This window comes from Roseburia sp. 1XD42-34 (assembly GCF_009917385.1).
GTDB lineage: Bacteria > Bacillota > Bacilli > Bacillales > Amphibacillaceae > Virgibacillus.
The window spans coordinates 131,427-152,099 of record NZ_QWLJ01000001.1; the positions used below are offsets into that span (position 1 = coordinate 131,427).

Sequence of the window (20,673 nt, forward strand, 5' to 3'; positions counted from 1 at the left end):
TATTCCTTATTTAAGGTAATGTAAAACATGTGACTATAAAAATGATCTTACTTCACTAAGTGAACAATCCTAAATTTTGTTGGACGTGGCAATTGATTTTACCACAGGGTTCTTTTACAATATCCATTTTACCTATATATTTACCTACTGATGTACATGAAAAAATGTTATTTTCTTCAATGTTTTCTTAAAGGTAAGCAACTATGATAAACAATCTCCTGTCAGTATTTTCCTCACAAACTTCTCATATTATATTCTTACACAGAAATGCGAAAAAAATAAACCTTTTTTGTAACTTTTTTGCTTTCCATACGTTAAAATGTATGGTAGCTATTTTAAAATGGGAAAAATAAGGGTATGAACAAGTATATGCGATTACTTAATGGTCGAAATAGATGCTTGCAATAGCATAGAGGGCATTTTATCCAAGCATGTATCTCTTTGACTAAACAAGGTTGACAATGTTTACACAACTTATCGCATTCTGCGCTGCTTCTTGGATAGATGCTGAGTTCGAATGATTTCTATATGTATCATTGCTCTCTGTTCGCTTGATGGGAAAACAAACTAACTTACAGAAAAGGAAGAAAACGTTCATGGCGTATATATTATTAATTATTGGATTTGGGTTATTAATAAAAGGTGCCGATTTTTTTGTGGATGGGTCGTCGAATATTGCCAGATTGCTAAGAATCCCACCTATACTAATTGGTTTAACTATTGTCGCTTTTGGTACAAGCTCACCAGAGGCAACGGTTAGTATTATTGCCGCAATACAGGGGAACGCTGATGTTTCCATGGGAAATGTGATTGGAAGTAACATTTTTAATTTAACGCTTGTAGTGGGAATAGCTACCATATTATTTCCAATGAAGGTGGAAAATGAAACAATACGTAAAGAAATTCCCTTTACATTGCTAGCAAGTGTCGCGCTGTTAATATTAATTAGCGATACGGTATTGCAAGGCTTTAATTTAAATACGATATCCAGAAGTGATGGAATTATCTTTTTGCTGTTTATGTCTGTATTTATGTACTATGTCATTGAAGTGGCGTTAAAAAGTCGTGAGAACTCAAAAGAAGCAGATGTTGTACAAGACGTTAAATGGGGGAAAAATATTCTCATTACTCTTCTTGGACTTGCTGGCATTATTATCGGTGGACAAATGGTTGTAGAAAATGGTAAAGAAATCGCTTATTCCTGGGGAATGAGTGAAGCACTTGTCGGTTTGACAATTATTGCGATTGGAACATCGCTACCAGAGCTAGTTACATCGATTGCTGCTGCGTTAAAAAAGGAGAGCGAAATTGCTTTAGGGAATATTGTTGGAAGTAATATTTTTAATATCTTATTTGTCCTAGGAGCTTCGGCAGTCATTACACCTCTTGAAGTAAATGGGAAAATTATCGTTGATATTATAATGATGATCGCTTTAACAGTATTACTGCTGATCTTTTCGCGGACGAACTTTAGAATCGGAAAACGTGAGGGTCTCGTGTTAGTTGTCGCATATATCCTTTATATGGTCTATATCATTATTAGAAATTAAACGAAAAAGAGCTGGATATTGGAATGCTTCCTAACAGTCAGTCCATAGCGTCCAGTTCTTTTCGTTGTAGAATGTTCGTTTTTTCAAGTATCCCCCATGTAAGATGCCGTACTACTCGTGCTTTAAGAGCGGAAGGCACTACGTAGATCCAAGTGTGAGTTAACGGATTTACGTTCCTAATTCGTTCGGTCAAATAGGGTGCTGATCGCAGGAAGCATGTCACGCGGAAAAATTGTGCTTCTTTTTCAATGGAACTTAAGCGCTTAGCTGTTTCCTTGCTATTTCATGAAAGAAAAATTTTACTGAATGAAGCTTCACTTTATGCTAAAAAAGGACATATTGGACACGTAATAACATCATGTTAAGGAAGTTTATAACTTTCGATACCAATTTTCAGCCGCCTCTATCTCTTGTAATGTTAATTGGTGCCCGTGATTTTCCCAATGTAAATGAACAGCTGCTCCGGCGTTTTGCAGCAATTGTTTTAGGTCTTCTGATTCGTCAACTGAGCAGATAGGATCGTTTGTCCCTGCAGCAATAAATACGTCTTTTTTCGTTAGCTCGGGTAACTCTATTCCTCTTCGTGGCACCATTGGATGATGAAGAATCGCACCACGAAGAGAGTCCTGGTAATGGAACAATAAACTAGCGGCGATATTTGCACCATTTGAATACCCAATAGCAATGATGTTGTTTCTATCAAAACTGTATTTTGCAGCTGCTTCATCTAAAAAGCTATGTAATTCTTTCGTTCGAAAAATAAGATCTTCTTCATCAAACACGCCTTCTGCTAGCCGTTTGAAGAAACGTGGCATACCGTTTTCAAGTATATTTCCTCTTACACTTAGAACATTGGAAGTTTCATCAATTTTAGCTGCTAATGGCTGCAGATCTTTTTCTGTCCCACCAGTACCGTGTAACAATAACAATGTTGGCTTTGTAGAATCGCTTCCTTGTTGAAAAATATGTTTCATCTTACGTTCCTCCTTGCTATAAACGTTTTCCTATTTTCTTTAACACATCGATAACGGTTTGCTTCTGTTCATCACTAATATCCATAAATAATTCTTCAATCACTTTCTGATGCTTAGGAAAGATTTCGTCCATCAGTTTTTTTCCTTCATCTGTTATATCAATATAAACGACACGACGATCTTTATGACAATGCTCTCTTAGTAGCATCCCTTTTTCTTCGAGTCTGTCAATGACATAAGTAATCGAACCTGTTTTAATCAGAACACTGTCAGAGATTTCACGTACGGTTTGCTTTCCTTTATGATAAAGTGTTTCAAGAATAGTGAATTCAGAAGTTTTCATTCCATAGTTTTTGATATCTTCCATCACATGTTCTTGAAGCGCCTTTGAGGCTTTAATTAATACGACAAACGCTTTTAATGATAGGTTTTCTTTCATAGTTGTATATTCCCTTCATTTTATGAACTGTTTTTAATTCATTTATTATTAATTAAATATAAGTGATTGTTGTTCCTATGTAAAGTTTAATGGCCATGTAAAGGCTTTATGTAGAAATGGTCGGTTTTTATACTTTGATTTAGTTACATTCTTTATTATGTTGTATGAAAGAGGGGGATTTTGGCTGTTTAAAACGTTTTTCGAGGTAGAAAGACTTAGAGACCCGCTCCTTACTATCGTATTACAGGAACTGAACATCACACCTTGCAAATACATTAAAATGATAATTAATTTGATAATTAATTTTATGTTAATTTAGGTTATGAAGCAAGTGAAAATCAGAAATTGTTAAAACTCATTTTTGATAAAAGTTTATATCTCTCTAATAAAAAAGCTAGCTTTTTAACGAAGCATTCTATCAATGTCCAACCTTTATTAACGAATGAAAGGCGATATTGCATGAGGTATACTACAATATCACCTTAGGTATCTAGAGCAAGTTTGCGACTTTTCTTCGTAAGATAATAATCGGATAGCCGCGTCCAGCTCCATCGCCCAGCAACTAGGCAACTTCACGAATCGCCCTACGATAAGTCATCATCGGTTCGTCACCTCACCGTGATTCTTTTATCTCAATTGATTCATTCCATTCGCTACGGTGCTAAACAGGCGATTATGCCTTTGTTCTTTGTAATTCCCCTTTTCTTGCTATAAGAGCCTGGAATTCTTGTTCCAATTGCTCCGAATGTTCTAAGCTCAGCTTTCCAAGTACTTCGGTAATTTTGGTTTCAATGACCATTAGTTCCTGTTCTGTTGAATCTTGGTTTGAAACGTTGGTGTCTTGTTTATAGTCTTCATAAGTACCCATAAACATTTTTATCGTCTGATCCTCAAAAGCCATGATGCGGGTTGCAACTGTATGAATCAATCTGCGGTCATGGGATACAAATAAGACAGTACCCTCGTAATCTACAAGTAGTTCTTCTAAAGCTTCTACAGCTTCTATATCAAGAAAATTGGTTGGCTCATCAAGAATGAGTGTGTTAATATCACTAACAAATAGTTTAGCAAAAGCTACTTTTACACGCTCGCCACCACTAAGTACGGCGACTTGTTTGTACACATCGTCCCTGTAGAAATGAAGTCTAGCTAAAACTGTACGAATTAATGTCTCCGTTTGGTTCGATGTGTCACTAACATTTTGTAAAATGGACTTGCTTGTATCCAGTACATCTAAATTTTGGCTGAAGTAGCCAATTTTCATGGCAGGAGAGTGGTGAATTTGCTTTGTTTGGTGTAGCAATTTTTTAATGAGAGTTGTTTTTCCGGTTCCATTCGCTCCGATAATAGCGATTTTATCACCACCTTTTATTTGGAAGCTCACTTTGTTCCATAGTAGCCGTTGGTCAATCTGTCCTTCCAGATTTTCCACACGTATAAGGCTTCTCCTGTTGTTAATTGCATCTTCATTGGGCAAGTTCATCTTAATAGGAGTCGTTTCTTTCACTTTTTCTACTTTTTCCAGTTTTTCCAAACGCGTCTCCATTGCTTTTGCGGCTTTTCTCAGCTTCTTTTGCTTATTGGCGAAGTAAGGCTTGGCACCTGTTATTTTTGCTTCCGAATTGCTTGTCTGTTTTGGTTTTTTTGTTGCCCGCTGCGCTTTTTTCTCTTTTAATTCCAGCGCTTCTTCCAACTGTGTTTTCTTTTTTACGTAGTTTTCATAGGCTTGTTCTTGCTGATATAGCTTCAGCTCTTTTTGTTGTTGGTAATCGGAATAGTTGCCTTTGTATTCCGTTATACTGCCATCTTCCAGTTCCCAAATACTTGTGCACAATGTATCCAAAAATTCACGGTCATGGGAAACAAGAATAAGCGCGCCTTTCCACTTTTGTAGCTGTTTTTCTACTTTTTCAATGTGGAAAGTATCTAAGTTTGTAGTTGGCTCATCAGCTAATAAGATATCGGCGTTACTAGCCAACGCAGTATTAATATACGCCTGCGTCACTTCGCCGCCGCTTTTCGTTGTGTTCATTTGTTTTAGCTGTGGCACTAATTCAATCGTACCGTATAGGGTTATCTTTCCGGTTTCTGCGGTATTTTTTTGGGCAAGGATTTGCAGTAGTGTCGTCTTTCCGCTTCCATTTTTGCCAACCAAACCAATACGATCCCCCTTGTGGATACGTAATGTCTCTGTAGCGATTAATTTACGATCTCTGATAAAATGTGTTATATTGCTTGCTTCTAATAATAGACCCATCCGATCATCTCCTACTCTGATTAGAATACTTGGCTAACTCCAAGCCGAGGAAATGCCTCATTGCATGGATTCGAATACAGCAAAAATGGTGCGTTCCGGCAACGATTAAATGCCTCAGGTTACGTTTGCTGTTTCCTTAACATGCAAAAAGACCTCCTGTTGATTCCAGAACAGGAGGCCTCCATAGTGTGGTCTGAAAAATGCGCATATCAACAGGATGCCAGTTCTATTACAAAGAACTTATCCTGATCATAAAATGAGATATGCGTATTGTGTAAACCAATTACATAGAGCACCATCCTATTCTGAAATGTTTGTAAGTGCATGCAAAAATTGAACAGACATATATCTGTTGAGATGCAGCATTCTTATCAAATGATTTCAGTAAATAGGATTAATACTTCATGTAATTGGGTCACCCTTTCCATTATTTATTGGTTACATTATATAAAAATTTTGCTGAATTGTCTATCCTCCATACGTAGTAGCTTTTGGCCACTTTGTTTATTTAAAAATTTATAAATAATGGAGCATCATAAGTGATATATCATTCGTGGATGAAAACCCTATCCGTTTGTTCATTCATTTCCTCTATACCATTCTATACATATACTTTAGAATTAAGAGACAACCAATAAATAAGGCTGGTTGTTTTTGAATGAATTCGATTGATTTTAAATGAAATTTAATGTATGATAAAAATAAGCCAAGCTTGGAGTGATTAAAACATGCTAACTGCAGATAGATACGATATTATTATGCAATTATTAAATGAAAAGAAATCCATTAAAATACAAGACGCCATGGAAGCAACAAAAGCTTCTGAATCAACTGTTAGAAGAGACCTAACAGATTTGGAAGCCCAGGGGAAATTGGTGCGGATCCATGGAGGTGCTATCTTACCTGAGCGGAAATTACAAGAATTCAGTTTGAAAGAAAAATCATCCAAAAACATTCAAGAAAAATTAGAAATTGCACAACTAGCAGCATCTCTTGTTAATGAAGGTGATTGTTTATTTTTAGATGCTGGAACCACAACCATTCAAATGATTCCATATGTAAAAGACAAAGACATTGTGGTTGTAACCAATGGCCTTTCACATGTGGAAGTGCTAATGAGACACGGTATTTCAACTTATCTTACAGGTGGCTATATTAAGGAGAAGACAGGAGCTTTGGTTGGTGCACAAGCTATTCAATCGATTTCCAGTTATCGCTTTGATAAATGTTTTTTAGGCGCTAATGGTTTTCATATTTCGTTAGGTTACACGACACCTGATCCAGAAGAAGCAATGGTAAAGCGAACCGCGTCCAACCATGCGTTACAAACATTTATCCTAGCCGATCATTCGAAAAAAAACAAAATAAGTTTTGCTAAAGTAATGGATTTGCAGGAAGCTGCTTTAATAACAGATAAGCTTTCTAGAGAAGATGTAAAACAATTTAGTAAGGAAACCATATTGAAGGTGGCAGATAAATGATTTATACATGCACAATGACCCCATCCGTTGATTACACGACTTATCTTCCTTCCTTTCAAGCAGGGGCGCTTAATCGTGCAACTCAGGTGAACTTTTATCCGGGGGGAAAAGGGATTAATGTCTCCAGAGTATTGAAAAGGTTTGGTATAGAGTCTCAAGCACTTGGCTTTATTGGCGGGTTTACTGGAGATTTTATTATTCAAAAACTTAAAGAAGAAGGAATAACATCCGAGTTTATTCAAACGAAGGAAACGACTAGGATTAATGTCAAAGTAAATGCAGATGTAGCCACAGAATTAAACGGTCCAGCACCAACCATTTCTAAAAAACAGCAGCAAGCGCTTCTGGAAAAAATAAAACAATTTAATAAAAACGATTGGTTTGTTCTAGCAGGAAGTATTCCTAATAGCATTGAACCTGAATTTTTAGTAGCAATAGCGAAAGTATGTAAACAAGCAGACGTTCGCCTCGTTGTTGATACTTCTGGAAGAGGACTGCAGCATCTAATGAAAACGAAACCATATTTGGTGAAGCCAAATGAATATGAACTTGGAGAGTTGTTTCAAACAACTATCACATCGACAGATCAAGCGATATATTGTGGAAAACAACTGATAGCAGATGGTATCAAGCATGTCGTTCTATCCTTAGGTGCAAATGGCGCTATTTATCTTTCCAATGATGTGATTGCTGTTGCTGACCCGTTACAAGGTGACGTAATAAATACTGTCGGAGCTGGCGATTCCATGGTGGCTGGTTTTATTGCTGGATGTTTATCATATCACCATAAAACAGATGCTTTTCGTTATGCGGTGGCTGCAGGTAGTGCAACAGCTTTTAGTAAGGATTTATGTGAACGATCGCTTGTGGACAAATTAGTCCAAAATGTGTCAATTAACATATATGAATAGGATGTGAAAACATGAAAATCACAGAGCTATTAAATAAAGAAACTATTTTACTTGATCTAGAAGCTTCTTCTAAGCAGGATGTAATTGATGAATTAATTAATCAGCTAGATCAAGCGGGACGATTAACCGACAAAGCAGCTTTTCGTGAAGCAATCTTACAACGAGAACAACAAAGCACGACAGGGATTGGCGAAGGTATTGCTATCCCTCATGCGAAATCACACGCTGTTAAAACACCGAGTATTGCATTTGGTAGATCAGCTTCAGGAATTGCCTATGACTCGTTAGATGGGAAACCTGCTCATTTGGTTTTTATGATTGCAGCAAGTGAAGGAGCCAATAATGAACATTTACAAGCATTATCACGGCTATCTACATTACTTATGGATGAACAGTTTCGCACTAAACTAATAAATGCCAGCAATGCAGCGCAAATACTGGAAGCTGTGAATCAAAAGGAAGCAGAATTAGATAAAAGAAACAGTGAAAAAAAGAGACAAGCAACCAGCAATATTTTAGCTGTAACTGGATGTCCAACTGGTATCGCCCATACATATATGGCTGCAGAAAAACTGTCAGAAACCGCAAAAGATATGGGTGTCGCAATTAAAGTAGAAACAAATGGCTCTGATGGTGTTAAAAATCGGTTAACCGAAGAAGAAATCGAAAAGGCCGATACCATTATTGTTGCTGCTGACACAAAAGTTGAAATGGACCGCTTTAATGGAAAGCCCGTTATCCAAGTTCCTGTGGGAAAAGCCATTCATGAAGCAAAGGATTTATTACAACGAGCTATTCAAAAGGATGCTCCGCTTTACCGTGCAGAACAAACAAGAGACATTGCAAAAGATAGCGGAATAAAAAATGGTTTTTATAAACACCTCATGAATGGTGTTTCCAATATGTTGCCATTTGTCGTTGGTGGGGGCATTTTAATTGCGCTATCTTTTTTCTGGGGAATTCAGTCCAGTAATCCAGATAGTGAGCAATATAATACCTTTGCTGCTATGTTAAACGAAATAGGTGGAGGAAAAGCCTTCTTCCTCATGGTTCCTGTACTAGCAGGGTTCATCGCTTCAAGTATCGCTGATCGTCCGGGATTTGCACCTGGGATGGTTGGTGGGTTAATTGCCATTACCGTTTCTGATGTAGAAGGCGCTAGCGGATCAGGGTTTTTAGGTGGATTAATTGCTGGTTTTCTTGCTGGTTATATTACATTATTTGTTAAAAAATTATTAGCAGGGCTGCCGGAGGCATTAAACGGACTAAAACCTGTACTATTCTATCCATTAATCAGTATCGGAGTAACGGGTCTCATTATGATGACCATCAATCCACCGCTAACGCAAATTTATACAGCTATTTCTTCTTTCTTAGAAGGGATGAGCGGTACGAACCAAGTACTTGTTGGAGTCATTTTAGGTGCCATGATGGCATTTGATCTCGGAGGTCCAGTGAATAAAGCTGCCTATACGTTTGGTATTGCCATGCTGGACGCCGGAAATTACACATTTATTGCGTCTATTATGGCAGCTGGAATGGTACCTCCGCTCGGTATGGCACTGGCAACAACGCTTTTTAAAAATAAGTTTACGGAAACAGAACGGGAAGCAGGAAAAACTTCCTATGTATTAGGTGCTTGTTTTATCACAGAGGGTGTCATTCCATTTGCAGCAGCAGACCCAACCCGTGTTATTCCTTCCGTAATGGCTGGTGCTGCTGTTACTGGAGGGCTGACGATGCTATTTGATATAGGATTGCGAGCACCTCATGGAGGTCTATTTGTTATCGGATTAGTGGAGGGTGGATTTATCTCTATTCTACTTTATGTAGCATCGATTATTGTCGGATCTGTAGTTACAGCAGTGCTTGCAGGCTTGTTGAAAAAGAAACTGGCATAAGAATGAATATGGAATATGGAAGAAAAGCTCGGGTTAAAAGTACTTTAGTCAAAGAAAACCCGAACGATGATTCAAAATTCTTTAGTTAGAATTTCGAATTAGTTCGGGTTTTTCCTTACAAGATAAGAGAAAGCATAAAATTTGTTGCTTTGGGATAAGGGAATAACGGAATAGCCACGCACGGGTTCAGCGCCCAGCAACTAAGCAACTTCACGAATCGCCCTACGATAAGTCATCATCGATTCGCCTGTAAGAGGAAGGCTGACTAAAAACGGGCTTGCCGCTCAGGCGTCGGCATACTCCTGTTGCAGGGGCATGATTCCTTTATCTTTAGTTGATTCGATCAAGTCGCTACGTTGCTAAACGGTCGCCCCGTGCCTTTGTTCCAAGAGTACAGGAAGGGAATAGTGTTAGTACACACTATTCCTTCTTGTAATAGATAGGGTGGTGGTGTTTTTATGATGATACTAACGAAGGGAGAATTCTATTTATAAAGCTTCAATTCATCCTTCTTGCAAAATCCACAAACTTAAATTTATCTGGTCGATGGCGAGACTCTGTATATTGAAATAACCTAGCATCGTCTAAATAAACTAAGCTTTTAATTACAACTACGTTTGTATAATGCTTTAAATCCAATAACTCTCTGTCTTGTTCTGTAGGTTCTTCAACGGTAATTTCTTTTTGAGCGAAGCTAATGGTTAAACCAAGTTCATGCTCAATATAATCGTATATCGATTGCGCACATGTTTCCCGGCTGGGCATAGGGATAATTGTTTCGATAAAATAATCTTTGTCTAAAATAACGTTTTCCCCATCAATGTTTCTTACGCGATTGACATTCCAAATTGGTTCTTTTGTGGACATGGTTTTATAGATTGGGTTGGGACGTTCTACCCTTTCCATATAAGTGACCGTTGTTATGGCGGCTAAGTTTAATTTTTTAGCCAGTTCTTTGAAGCTGACAATTCCAGATACAGGGAAATCAAGCCTGTTTCGATCGATAACCACAGACCCTTTCCCGCGTATCTTTTGAATGTAACCATGTTGTGCTAATAAATGCAATGCCTTTCGAATGGTTTCCCTTGATGTTTGATATGTTTCCGCCAATTCATTTTCGGAAGGCAGTAACGTATTAACAGGCAATTGCTCATGATTTATTTGTTTAACTAATTGATGGTAAATGCTGATATATTTCTTTTGCATAGTCATCCCTCATTATGGATTGATATCTTCCACCATACCATATAAACAAAGGGCGCGCTTCACGATTTCCTAAAGATAAGCTGTTTTAATTAGTTGTTACATAATAAATGATGGACTCGTAAGGGCGCAACGGTATTGCTTCTGAAATGGGCGATGAATCAGGATAATTAGACAGTAAGATAGTACTTTCTTTATGACCTAAATCATCAATGCTAATTTCCGTATGTTCACCGTAAAAATTACTTACGACGATTAATCTGTTATTTTGCCATTTGCGAGTATAAGCAAATACACTTGGGTGGTTTATATCGATGATTTTAAAGTCTCCATACGTAATGATATCATATTTTTTCCGTAAGGAAATAAGTGATTGATAATGTTTAAAAATCGAGTTTGATTCTGCTACCATCTTTTCTGCGTTAATGGTATTATAGTTTTTTGCTAATGGAATCCAAGGTGTACCAGAAGTAAAGCCAGCATTTTTCACTGGTGACCATTGCATAGGAGTACGAGCATTGTCTCTTGATTTTTGTTGTAAAATTTCAATGATGACTGTTTCTGATTTACCTGCTTCTTTTAACTGGTTATACGCATTTAACGATTCTACATCTCGGTATTGATTGATAGAGGTAAAACCAGCGTTTTTCATACCTAATTCTTCCCCTTGATAAATATACGGGGTACCTTGCATCATATGCAGTGTTGTAGCCAGCATTTTGGCTGATTCTGCATGATATTTCTCATCACTTCCAAAACGAGAGACTATCCTAGGCTGATCATGGTTACACCAAAACAAGGCATTCCATCCGCCACCTTCATACATGCCAACTTGCCATCTGTTGATAATTTCTTTTAGCTGAATAAAGTTAAAAGGAGCTACGGTCCATTTTTCCCCATTAGGGTAATCGACTTTTAAATGGTGGAATTGGAAGGTCATATCTAATTCTTCACGCTCGCGTTTCGTGTAAAGAATACACTGCTCCAATGAAGTAGATGACATTTCGCCAACCGTCATCATATTATTTGGCTGGAACACTTTTTTGTTTAGCTCATGTAAAAATTCATGAATCCTTGGTCCATCCGTATAAAATCTTCGGCCATCACCATGTTCATCATTCGGGAAACGTTGATCCTTGGAAATTAAATTGATTACATCGAGACGGAAACCATCAATTCCTTTATTTGCCCAAAATTGGATCATTTTGTATAGCTCTTCTCGAACTTGCGGATTTTCCCAGTTTAGGTCAGCTTGGGTTTGATCAAATAAATGTAAGTAATATTGCCCTGTTTCTTTATGATACTCCCAAGCAGAACCGCCAAATTTAGATAACCAATTGTTTGGTGGACCACCATTTACTGGATCTCTCCAAATGTAAAAATTACGATATGGATTATTTTTAGATTTAGTAGCTTCCCTAAACCACGCATGCTCGGTAGAAGTATGATTAATGACTAAATCCATAATTAGCTTCATGTTACGCTGATGTGTTTCAGCTAATAATTCTTCAAAATCATTCATGATTCCGTACATGGGATCGATAGCATAGTAGTCGCTGATATCATAACCGTTATCCTTTTGGGGTGATTGATAAACAGGAGTTAGCCAAATTACATCCACACCTAATTCCTTTAAGTAATCGAGTTTGTGGATAATACCTTGTAAATCACCCACGCCATCACCGGTTGTATCCTGAAAGCTTTTTGGATAAATTTGATAAACGACAGCTTGTTTCCACCAAGCTTCATTCATGTCAACACCTCATTTGCTGATTCTATTGTTGTTATTCCGTCGTAGTGGAAGGGACGGTATTGTTTGGATCGTAAGAAAAATTTGCGCAGTTACTTGTATAGAAAAAGTAAAAAATTACTACTACGAATGGAGTCTGCATGTTAACTATTACATTTAGTCACTATCTAATCTCTCCTCTCTCTAATGAATAGGGTAATTTCCTGCACATAACTTGGTGCTTGCATGCATTTTCTCCTACATATAATTAGGCAGTAAGTCTTACTCTCTCAATACTACTTGTGAACCCTTGGAGGGTAAGTGAAGCGTCCAAACACTAGTCAAATAATCGATTATTCATTCACCTAACAATCCGTGTTGGTGAAAGCCCATTATTTGAAGCTCCACTTGATAGCAATGAAGGCTAACGCATAAGCGCCAGCCAGGTTTTATATGGCTTTACTCGAGTGATTTACGCTTGCGGAGAGCTATAATATACGTAATGACAAAAGGCACAATGATAACAATGATCATTCCGATAATAAAGGAGAACCAATGTTCTGGAATAATGGAAAATATTCCCGGCAAACCACCTACACCAATAGAAGTGGCTAGTACCTTTTGCATGGTGATAAACGCTCCAGCAATAGAGGATCCGACAATGGCAGCAATAAATGGATATTTAAAACGCAAGTTCACTCCAAACATTGCTGGTTCTGTAATACCGAGCCATGCAGATATCCCGGATGTTCCTGCAAGTCCTTTTAACTTATCATCTTTTGCTGCAAGCATCATTGCAAAAGCAGCTGCTCCTTGGGCGATATTGGATAACGCCAGGATTGGCCATAGAAACGTAGAGTTAGTGCTGCCGATTAATTGTAAATCAACGGCAAGGAAAGTGTGGTGCATTCCGGTAATAACCATGGGGGCATACAAAGCTCCATACACGAAGCCTCCAACTACTGCGTAATGATCAAACAATGCTACTAACCCATCTGTAATCCAATTTCCGATGGTAAAGGTAATTGGCCCAATAATAATAAATGTTAACAATCCAGTTACGAGTAATGCGACAGGTGCTACAACAAGCAATTGAATAGAATCCCATACGCGCTTCCGTAAGAATAATTCAATTTTCGCCAGTACCCAAGATGCAAATAATACAGGTAATACTTGACCTTGATAACCAATTTTATTTACTTCCAGTCCGAATAAATTCCATGTTGGCACCGCTCCTTCTTTTAAAGCTGCACCATATTCCCATGCATTGAGTAAAGCTGGATGTACAAGGATTAACCCAAGCACAACGCCTAATAATTCGCTGCCACCAAATCGTTTCATTGCTGACCAGCCAATTAAAGCAGGTAAAAATGTAAGTGCTGTATTTGCAATGATATTAATCATATCAGCAATACCCGCCCATTGTGGGTACATTTCAATAACAGCTCGATCCCCAAAAATGCCCGGATTAGCTAGAATGTTATTGATTCCCATTAAGAGTCCTGCTGTTACAATGGCAGGTAAAATAGGAATAAAAATATCGGCCAGCATTTTAATCCCGCGTTGCAGAGCGTTTTGTTTCTGCCCGCTAGCTGCCTTCACTTCCTCTTTAGAGGCTTCCCGAATACCTGTTTTCTCTACCATCGCTTGATACACTTTATCCACCGTACCTTGACCAATAACAACCTGGAATTGACCATTTGCCGTAAATGAACCTTTTACCACATCTAATTTTTCCAACGCTTGAGTGTCCACTTTGTTTTCATCTTTTAATGCAAACCGGAGTCTTGTAACACAGTGTGTGGCCGCTTGGATATTGTCCACACCGCCAATCGCTTTAACAATGTCCTTTGCTTCTTCGGTAAACGGCTTGGTGGATTCTGCCTGCTTTGTTTGTCGTCTTTGCTGTGTTAAAGTAAACAGTTCATCCCCCGCTTGAATGGATGTGTTGGTTGTAAGGCTTGAAAGGCTCCAATCAGCGCTATTCGTAATAATAATAGGAGTCACTAAATTAAAACCCTTTTTCTTTATCAAATCCATGTCAAATATAAGGAGTGTGTCTCCTTTTTGGATTCGATCTCCTTGTTTTACAAAGGCGTCAAATCCTTCACCATTCAAATTAACTGTTTCAAGACCAATATGAATAAGCAATTCAATACCGGTATCGCTTTCAAGTCCAATGGCATGTTTGGTTGAGAAAAGTTGGACTACTTTTCCGGAAAAGGGAGCAACAACTTTCCCAGCGCTCGGCTCTATAGCTAAACCTTCTCCCATCATTTTTTGTGAAAAGGTTGGATCAGCGACTTTTTTTATTGATATAACATTTCCGCTAAGAGGTGCGTAAATCGCTTGTTTTCCATTCCCCATTGGAATTCCTCCTCATAATATTTTAATTAATCAATTTAACATGTATATACAAGTTAATTGTATTATAACTTGTATATACATGTTTTGCAAGCGTTTTAAATGAAGAATTCAAGATATCTTTTAATTACTTAACAGTATGGACGATCAGGAGAAGACCAAACGCATATGCTGGTCGTAAAGTTGCTCCTCGGATCTGGAAAGTCGTACATCGCAGTGGAAAAATCGAGTTCCGCTGTTGCAGGCGCTCGCCTCATCTCCGAAGTTGCTGCGAAAAGGTTGGTTATATATCCACCGTAAGCTAGTAATAAAATGGAGTATCAAAAATGAGAAATGGAGCAGTCAAATAAAGATGATAAAAGCAAGAAAGGGGAGGGGAGGGGAGGGAGAGGGAGTATTTTTAGCTCTAGCAGTTTGTAGTTTGTGTGCTGCTAACTTGAGGTTGCTTGCAATACTCCTTTATTTCTCCCTTATAAACGAGCTGAAACACATCTGCCTTTTGCAAGTCGTAAGGTGTAACTAACGGAATTGGTTTATTGAACTGAGTTACGTTGCTTTCTTGAAGAACGGTAGCAACAAATTGCGAGCAGAAAAAGGCATTTTTTCTATTAATAGGTCGTTTAAGAAGAAAGCCAAATAAACCGATGAAATTATAACGATACACATCTTTTTCTGCATTTATTTTGTGAATATATTGTTGTATTTTTTGCCACTGCTCTTCTGTGACCGATACAGAATAAATGACACCATTAGCATGTTTAAATAAACCCTCGTTCATATTTTCTTTTACAAAGCCCCCTATAAAAGGATTTTTAGGCGCTTTTCTGCCAAAACTGTAAACTTGTTCAAGCTCTTGATCGAATGCTATGGAAGCGTGATTGTACGGTTTTTTTGTGTACAATTTAATTAATCTCGTGAACCAAGATCTTGTATCTGTAAGAAGCAAGTAGATTTCTTTTTGTTGCACCATTATCTCTCCTATCATGAATTAATCCGTCTTTCTATCTTCGTAATGGTATATACGATACAGCTCTTGGATTGGATTCTAAAATTTTTCTTTAAATGTTTAGAATTCCATTATAGCTGGTTTCTACCTTATTTAAGCTGTTGCTTATAATCTGAGAGTTCGAAAGTGTTGATTCTGTTAGCTTTTCATTTAGCCACATTAATTAAATCATAATGTGTATTCTTAAAAGAGCGCTGTAGGGTAGCGGACTAGATTGGTAGCCTATTATTTCGCTTCTCATTCGAATGTAACGAAATTTATAAAATACAGAATGATGGTTGTATATGTTTTGTGATTCATTATAATTTGCTCACGTTCGTAGCTGTAGTTACATCCATATTTTTTGGTTTTAAACATATATATATGTAATAACACTATACACATGTTTTAATTGTAAATATGGTATGAATCCAAATGAAGATACTAAAGCGATATATCCCTCTACGACTTTAGACGTATTTTTACTTCTTTTATTTATGGGTTTGGTACTATATAATGTATAATAGCTGACTATAGTTTATACCTAACTATTAATTAATGCAAGGTAGTGTTGCGAATTTCAATAATGTCTATAAAGTAAAAAGGCTATCTTTAATTAGACAACCTTTCTACTTCATGGATAAAATCAACTATTGGATGTTTTATGAAATGAAGATCCTCAAGTCACTTCATCACCAATAGCCTGCTTATTGGAATCTATGTTCACCCCGATTAAGGCTACCTTTTAAAGATAGTTATTAAGATAATGATTTACGCAAAAAAGCTTGTCTAGCTTAAGTGCTTAAGCTAGACAAAATTTTCCCTGCAGTCTTCGAATCAATAGGGGCAATCTTTCCGGTGTCTATCCTGCATGTAACTCGTGTAATGGATCTGTTCTTCCATTCTGTGAGTGAACCCAAGCCTGGATGAGTAAGGTACAAACTACAAGCCAACTAACCTATTCTGTTTAAAGGTTAAGTCTTTTAGGATACTAATAATCAGAGTGTCGGGGAAAAAGCCCATTGCAATTTTTTCTTTTGCCTCCATTTAGTTGGTATATTGTTTTCAATGTTATACATTGTTTCGCTTATAATACCTTGCTTTGGTCATCTGAATCCAAATAGTGCCTCTTGCTTCTAGCTAATGTCATTTTCGCTTGCATTCGTACTTTACCCTTCTCTCCAATACTTCCACGGCTGTCTTATCGCCTACTTCGTATAAAAACATCGAACTAATCTGCTTTTATCTGTTAGTGCTTACCATTTGGGGAACAGCTGCAAGTTAAATGTCAGATACTAGTCATTCAATTAATTGGTAGGGGATAAAATAAAATGCCCCTTTATGAACTGAAGTTTTATTTTATAAATAAATTTTAACAAATAAATAATATGCAATCTGTTTGTAAGGGATTTCTGTCAAAACGACATTTATTAATATATGTTATAATACTATAGTTGTGTCTTTATATATGAGGCTACCATTTTAATAGAGAATCTAATTCTAATCGATGTAAATCGAGTGAAGGGATGTAATCAATCCCAGAACGCTTGCGTTTATTTTTCACATCCATTTATTGTTACATCTTCTCGTTAAGGAAGGTGTTTTTCATTGCACTATAGAAAGGATAAGACTTTTTTGATTTATAGCATAAGAAAAACAAAAAGGCTTTCGCCATAAGACTTAGCGTAAAGCCAAGTTTTTCTAAAAAGATAAGAAAGTTAAAAATTGTTGCTTTGTGGATACGGACTTAACGGAATGGCCACGTCCGGCTCTAGTTCCCAGCAACTAGGCGACTTCACGAATCGCCCTACGCCTTTGTTCTATGTGATGTGGATAAGTGTTTTGGTTGAAGTATTTGGAAATAAGGTTTAACAGTTTTGGTAAAAATGATTAGTAAATTCCTATATTGGCTAAATCGAGGCAATTTTAATTAGGATGGCTAGCCAAAAGAGATTTATATTATTTTTTTCTTTTTATCCCATCCATAGAAATTTTAGACCTTTTATAGAAGCACAACTAGATCATTGCGTAGATAAGCGAATAGGGTAACAAGTTTCATGCAAGGGGGAAAACAGATGGAAAAACTAGCAATGAGTGAATCAAAAACTATTCAAACAAGATTGGTTTTGCCACCGGATACGAATCATTTAAATACCATATTTGGTGGGAGAATATTAGCGTATATTGATGAAATTGGCGCACTATGTGCTATGCAGCATGCAAAAAGTACCGTAGTGACAGCATCTATTGATTCCGTTGATTTCTTATCACCTGCAAGAGCAGGTGATTCGTTAACTCTAGAAGCTTTTGTTACTTATACAGGAAGAAGCTCCATGGAGATATATGTGAAAGTAACTGCTCGCGATTTAATTAATCAGGAAGAGCGTTTAACGACAGAGTCCTTTCTCACGATGGTTGCTGTCAATGAGGAAGGAAAACCAATACCAGTACCGCAAGTATATCCGGAAACGGAAGAAGAGAAAATTTTATTTGAGTCGGCTCCTTTTCGTAGAGAAAACCGGAAACTGCGTTATACCAATCGAAAATAAATAAGTAAAGAAAAAACTGTTGATCTATTGTGGATCGACAGTTTTTTCTTGTAGTCTAGGAAATTATAAAATTTTGCAGCTGTGGATAAACTTACTAAGTTGATTAGCCACGTCCGGCGCAAGCGCCCAGCAACTAGGCGACTTCACGAATCGCCCTACGATAAGTCATCATTGGTTCGTGCAACAACGTCTTCCCATGATTCCTAAAACTTTAGTTGCTTCGTTCCACTCGCTACGTTGCTAACCGCGCGCCCTGCGCCTTTGTTCTAGTAGTGATCGAAAGCGAGTTTCAAATAGCTTTCGATCTTCTTCAGAAAAAGCTTTAGGACCTTTCGTTCGTTTTCCGCTCTTTCTCGCCATCGCATTTAAATAACGTGTTTGTAAAAGAGAGTCGATATTTTCATCCGTATAAATGAAGCCTTTGTGGTGGACGACATCACACCTCTTCGCGAGTCCTAATGAAGCCAGACCATAATCCTGTGTGACAATAACATCACCCTGACTGACGAGTTTCATTATTCGATAATCGGCAGCATCAGCTCCGGAGTCCACATAAATGGTTTCGGCTCCTTCAGGCATAGCTTTACTAGAATAATGGGAAAAGCTTTGTACAAGTGTTACGGGAATTTGGAATTCTCTCGCTAACTTGATAATCTGATCTTTTACAGGACACGCATCTGCATCGACATATATTTGCATTAACATAACCTCTCCATCGTTCTTTTGCATTGCAGTGAGCATAATTCGAATACATGTAAAAGTCAAGTCATATAGCCCGAGCATACCAAATTATTACGGGAACTATCTTCTTGTGTTTCCTGTTTTAGTTGATTTAATAAAAGAATGCTCTCTCATTAACTTGTCGTGGGTATACACCTCGTTGGCTTGTCAACACGGATTGTAAAAATGAAGCGAAGGTTATGGAATTGTGAAAAGTATATGGGAGGGGTGGATCAAACTGGGTTTTGATTCTCCTCCTCGTTTCATTTGGAACCTTATTACTCGAGTAATAAAGTGAATCTTCCACCAGTGGGGGCTTCATTCATCCCGCATAGATTGTTAGATGGACGAATCGGGCATTTACGTCCGGGTTATCTTCCACTTAAACTCGGTGAAGTACAGATTATCCAACCGGATGAAATTTAGAAAAATAAAAAAATAAAACTTTCATTGTCGAGCGTTATGGATTATAATTACTAACAGTTTAATTCATATGCTTTTTAAGCCTTGTATGATTTGTTTGCTCAGTGCTCAAATAGAAACTAGTTTATAGTGGACTATTAACCTAAACAACTAGAAATTGTTTTATGATTTGCTTCTCCGGGTAGGAGACTATCATTTATTATTGGAAGTGGTGATACCATGCGGTTAGTCAAACCAGGTTTGGAATGGGAGAAGGAGCATCGAGCTTATATGGAGGAATGGGGTCCAACGCGAATGATTCCCAGCAGCTTCGAGCTAACAGGTCACCAAACTTATGAAACGTATTTACATGTACTTGCTGAACGAGAAAGTGGACAAGAAAAATGGGTGCCTAGCTCCAGTTATTTTTTAGTAAACGATAAAGACAAAATAGTTGCTATGGTTGATATTCGACATGAACTTAATGATTTTTTATTCCAAGTGGGAGGACACATTGGTTATGGCGTCCGGCCATCCGAGCGAAGAAAGGGATATGCAACGAGAATCCTTCATGAGGCGTTACAGATATGTAAGGAGTTGCACATCAAACAAGTACTCGTTACCTGTACTACGGACAACATCGGATCAGCAAAAGCGATCCTCAAAAATGGAGGAAGAGAGGATCACCCACATATAGACGAAGATGGTAAGGAGACGAGGAGGTTCTGGATATACAATGGGTAATTGTTTGGAGACGCTTCATTTTAGTAAGTAGTGGTTGAAACTGTCCATTTATGGTAAGGAGGATTGATTTTAGCAGGGGAGGCAACACGTATTGTAGAATCAGCGTTGTGGTACATGCGGTGAGAAACCACTTGACCCCTTGCAGCATGGTAACTAATCTAGGTTTGACGACTTGTTGAATGGGTCGTTTTACAGCCTATTTCTATTAAAATAGCACACTGATCGATAATTTAGAAGGATATAAGGGCTTTATAGACTTGTCATTTATTCATTATAGCAGGGAATTTTCAAGGAAAGAAGGCTGGAACACTCCTTGCAAGAACGGATAAACCGTATGGAATTAAATGGTGGTTCCCCAAAAAAACTAGAGTTAAAATTTTTAGGGGAACCACCGATCGCTGGTAAGTTCCCCTGGATGAAGATAGTTTTGATACTTTATATTTGCGTTTTTTTCTTGTGCTATA

At 37.6% G+C, this 20,673-nt stretch carries 14 protein-coding genes; 6 read left to right on the forward strand and 8 right to left on the reverse strand.

Annotated elements, in window-relative coordinates; all coding sequences use genetic code 11:
- The first annotated feature begins 596 nt into the window (after positions 1-596).
- Entirely contained in the window at positions 597-1,550 is a 954-nt protein-coding gene (locus D1839_RS00545; RefSeq protein WP_120377941.1) for a calcium/sodium antiporter, read from the forward strand.
- 371 nt (positions 1,551-1,921) lie between these two features.
- On the opposite strand, the gene D1839_RS00550 is transcribed toward D1839_RS00545, so the two are convergent.
- The 3 genes from D1839_RS00550 to D1839_RS00560 form a co-directional block, all read right to left on the reverse strand.
- Entirely contained in the window at positions 1,922-2,524 is a 603-nt protein-coding gene (locus D1839_RS00550) for an alpha/beta hydrolase (RefSeq protein WP_120377942.1), read from the reverse strand.
- Positions 2,525-2,540: 16 nt separating this feature from the next.
- Positions 2,541-2,963: a MarR family winged helix-turn-helix transcriptional regulator gene (locus tag D1839_RS00555; protein ID WP_120377943.1), complete on the reverse strand. Its 423-nt coding sequence runs from the start codon at positions 2,961-2,963 to the stop codon at positions 2,541-2,543.
- A gap of 673 nt (positions 2,964-3,636) precedes the next feature.
- A complete protein-coding gene (locus D1839_RS00560) occupies positions 3,637-5,220 on the reverse strand; it encodes a Vga family ABC-F type ribosomal protection protein (RefSeq protein ID WP_120377944.1) in 1,584 nt (527 codons plus the stop codon).
- 728 nt (positions 5,221-5,948) lie between these two features.
- On the opposite strand from D1839_RS00560, the gene D1839_RS00565 reads away from it, so the two are divergent.
- The 3 genes from D1839_RS00565 to D1839_RS00575 are packed head-to-tail and all read left to right on the forward strand — an operon-like array spanning position 5,949 to position 9,513.
- Entirely contained in the window at positions 5,949-6,701 is a 753-nt protein-coding gene (locus D1839_RS00565; protein ID WP_120377945.1) for a DeoR/GlpR family DNA-binding transcription regulator, read from the forward strand.
- Positions 6,698-7,612 carry a 1-phosphofructokinase gene (gene pfkB / locus D1839_RS00570; protein WP_120377946.1) on the forward strand — a complete coding sequence of 305 codons (915 nt, stop codon included), beginning with the start codon at positions 6,698-6,700 and terminating at the stop codon, positions 7,610-7,612. Before D1839_RS00565 ends, pfkB begins: the two co-directional genes overlap by 4 nt.
- An 11-nt stretch (positions 7,613-7,623) precedes the next feature.
- Positions 7,624-9,513, forward strand: coding sequence for a PTS fructose transporter subunit IIABC (locus D1839_RS00575; RefSeq protein ID WP_120377947.1), 1,890 nt, complete (start codon positions 7,624-7,626; stop codon positions 9,511-9,513).
- Between the two features lie 498 nt (positions 9,514-10,011).
- On the opposite strand, the gene treR is transcribed toward D1839_RS00575, so the two are convergent.
- The 4 genes from treR to D1839_RS00595 form a co-directional block, all read right to left on the reverse strand.
- Positions 10,012-10,719, reverse strand: a complete 708-nt coding sequence (gene treR, locus D1839_RS00580) for a trehalose operon repressor (RefSeq protein WP_120377948.1) — start codon at positions 10,717-10,719, stop codon at positions 10,012-10,014.
- 85 nt (positions 10,720-10,804) lie between these two features.
- Positions 10,805-12,469: an alpha,alpha-phosphotrehalase gene (gene treC, locus D1839_RS00585; RefSeq protein ID WP_120377949.1), complete on the reverse strand. Its 1,665-nt coding sequence runs from the start codon at positions 12,467-12,469 to the stop codon at positions 10,805-10,807.
- 435 nt (positions 12,470-12,904) lie between these two features.
- Positions 12,905-14,812 (reverse strand): PTS system trehalose-specific EIIBC component, encoded by a 1,908-nt coding sequence (gene treP / locus D1839_RS00590; RefSeq protein WP_120377950.1) that lies wholly within the window; start codon positions 14,810-14,812, stop codon positions 12,905-12,907.
- Positions 14,813-15,215: 403 nt separating this feature from the next.
- A complete protein-coding gene (locus tag D1839_RS00595; protein ID WP_120377951.1) occupies positions 15,216-15,776 on the reverse strand; it encodes a hypothetical protein in 561 nt (186 codons plus the stop codon).
- 2,093 nt (positions 15,777-17,869) lie between these two features.
- On the opposite strand from D1839_RS00595, the gene D1839_RS00600 reads away from it, so the two are divergent.
- Positions 17,870-18,343, forward strand: coding sequence for an acyl-CoA thioesterase (locus tag D1839_RS00600; RefSeq protein WP_120377952.1), 474 nt, complete (start codon positions 17,870-17,872; stop codon positions 18,341-18,343).
- Between the two features lie 240 nt (positions 18,344-18,583).
- Here the strand turns inward: D1839_RS00600 and D1839_RS00605 are convergent, their stop codons facing one another.
- Entirely contained in the window at positions 18,584-19,042 is a 459-nt protein-coding gene (locus D1839_RS00605) for a YaiI/YqxD family protein (protein WP_120377953.1), read from the reverse strand.
- A gap of 663 nt (positions 19,043-19,705) precedes the next feature.
- Here D1839_RS00605 and D1839_RS00610 point away from each other — a divergent pair.
- Entirely contained in the window at positions 19,706-20,209 is a 504-nt protein-coding gene (locus D1839_RS00610) for a GNAT family N-acetyltransferase (RefSeq protein WP_120377954.1), read from the forward strand.
- Positions 20,210-20,673: the final 464 nt, after the last annotated feature.

Coding starts and splice junctions, on each gene's coding strand:
- D1839_RS00555 (WP_120377943.1), bottom strand. CDS start 2,963: ATGAAAGAAAACCTATCATTAAAAGCGTTTGTCGTATTAATTAAAGCC.
- D1839_RS00545 (WP_120377941.1), top strand. CDS start 597: ATGGCGTATATATTATTAATTATTGGATTTGGGTTATTAATAAAAGGT.
- D1839_RS00605 (WP_120377953.1), bottom strand. CDS start 19,042: ATGCAAATATATGTCGATGCAGATGCGTGTCCTGTAAAAGATCAGATT.
- D1839_RS00560 (WP_120377944.1), bottom strand. CDS start 5,220: ATGGGTCTATTATTAGAAGCAAGCAATATAACACATTTTATCAGAGAT.
- treP (WP_120377950.1), bottom strand. CDS start 14,812: ATGGGGAATGGAAAACAAGCGATTTACGCACCTCTTAGCGGAAATGTT.
- D1839_RS00610 (WP_120377954.1), top strand. CDS start 19,706: ATGCGGTTAGTCAAACCAGGTTTGGAATGGGAGAAGGAGCATCGAGCT.
- pfkB (WP_120377946.1), top strand. CDS start 6,698: ATGATTTATACATGCACAATGACCCCATCCGTTGATTACACGACTTAT.
- D1839_RS00575 (WP_120377947.1), top strand. CDS start 7,624: ATGAAAATCACAGAGCTATTAAATAAAGAAACTATTTTACTTGATCTA.
- D1839_RS00600 (WP_120377952.1), top strand. CDS start 17,870: ATGGAAAAACTAGCAATGAGTGAATCAAAAACTATTCAAACAAGATTG.
- treR (WP_120377948.1), bottom strand. CDS start 10,719: ATGCAAAAGAAATATATCAGCATTTACCATCAATTAGTTAAACAAATA.
- treC (WP_120377949.1), bottom strand. CDS start 12,469: ATGAATGAAGCTTGGTGGAAACAAGCTGTCGTTTATCAAATTTATCCA.
- D1839_RS00550 (WP_120377942.1), bottom strand. CDS start 2,524: ATGAAACATATTTTTCAACAAGGAAGCGATTCTACAAAGCCAACATTG.
- D1839_RS00565 (WP_120377945.1), top strand. CDS start 5,949: ATGCTAACTGCAGATAGATACGATATTATTATGCAATTATTAAATGAA.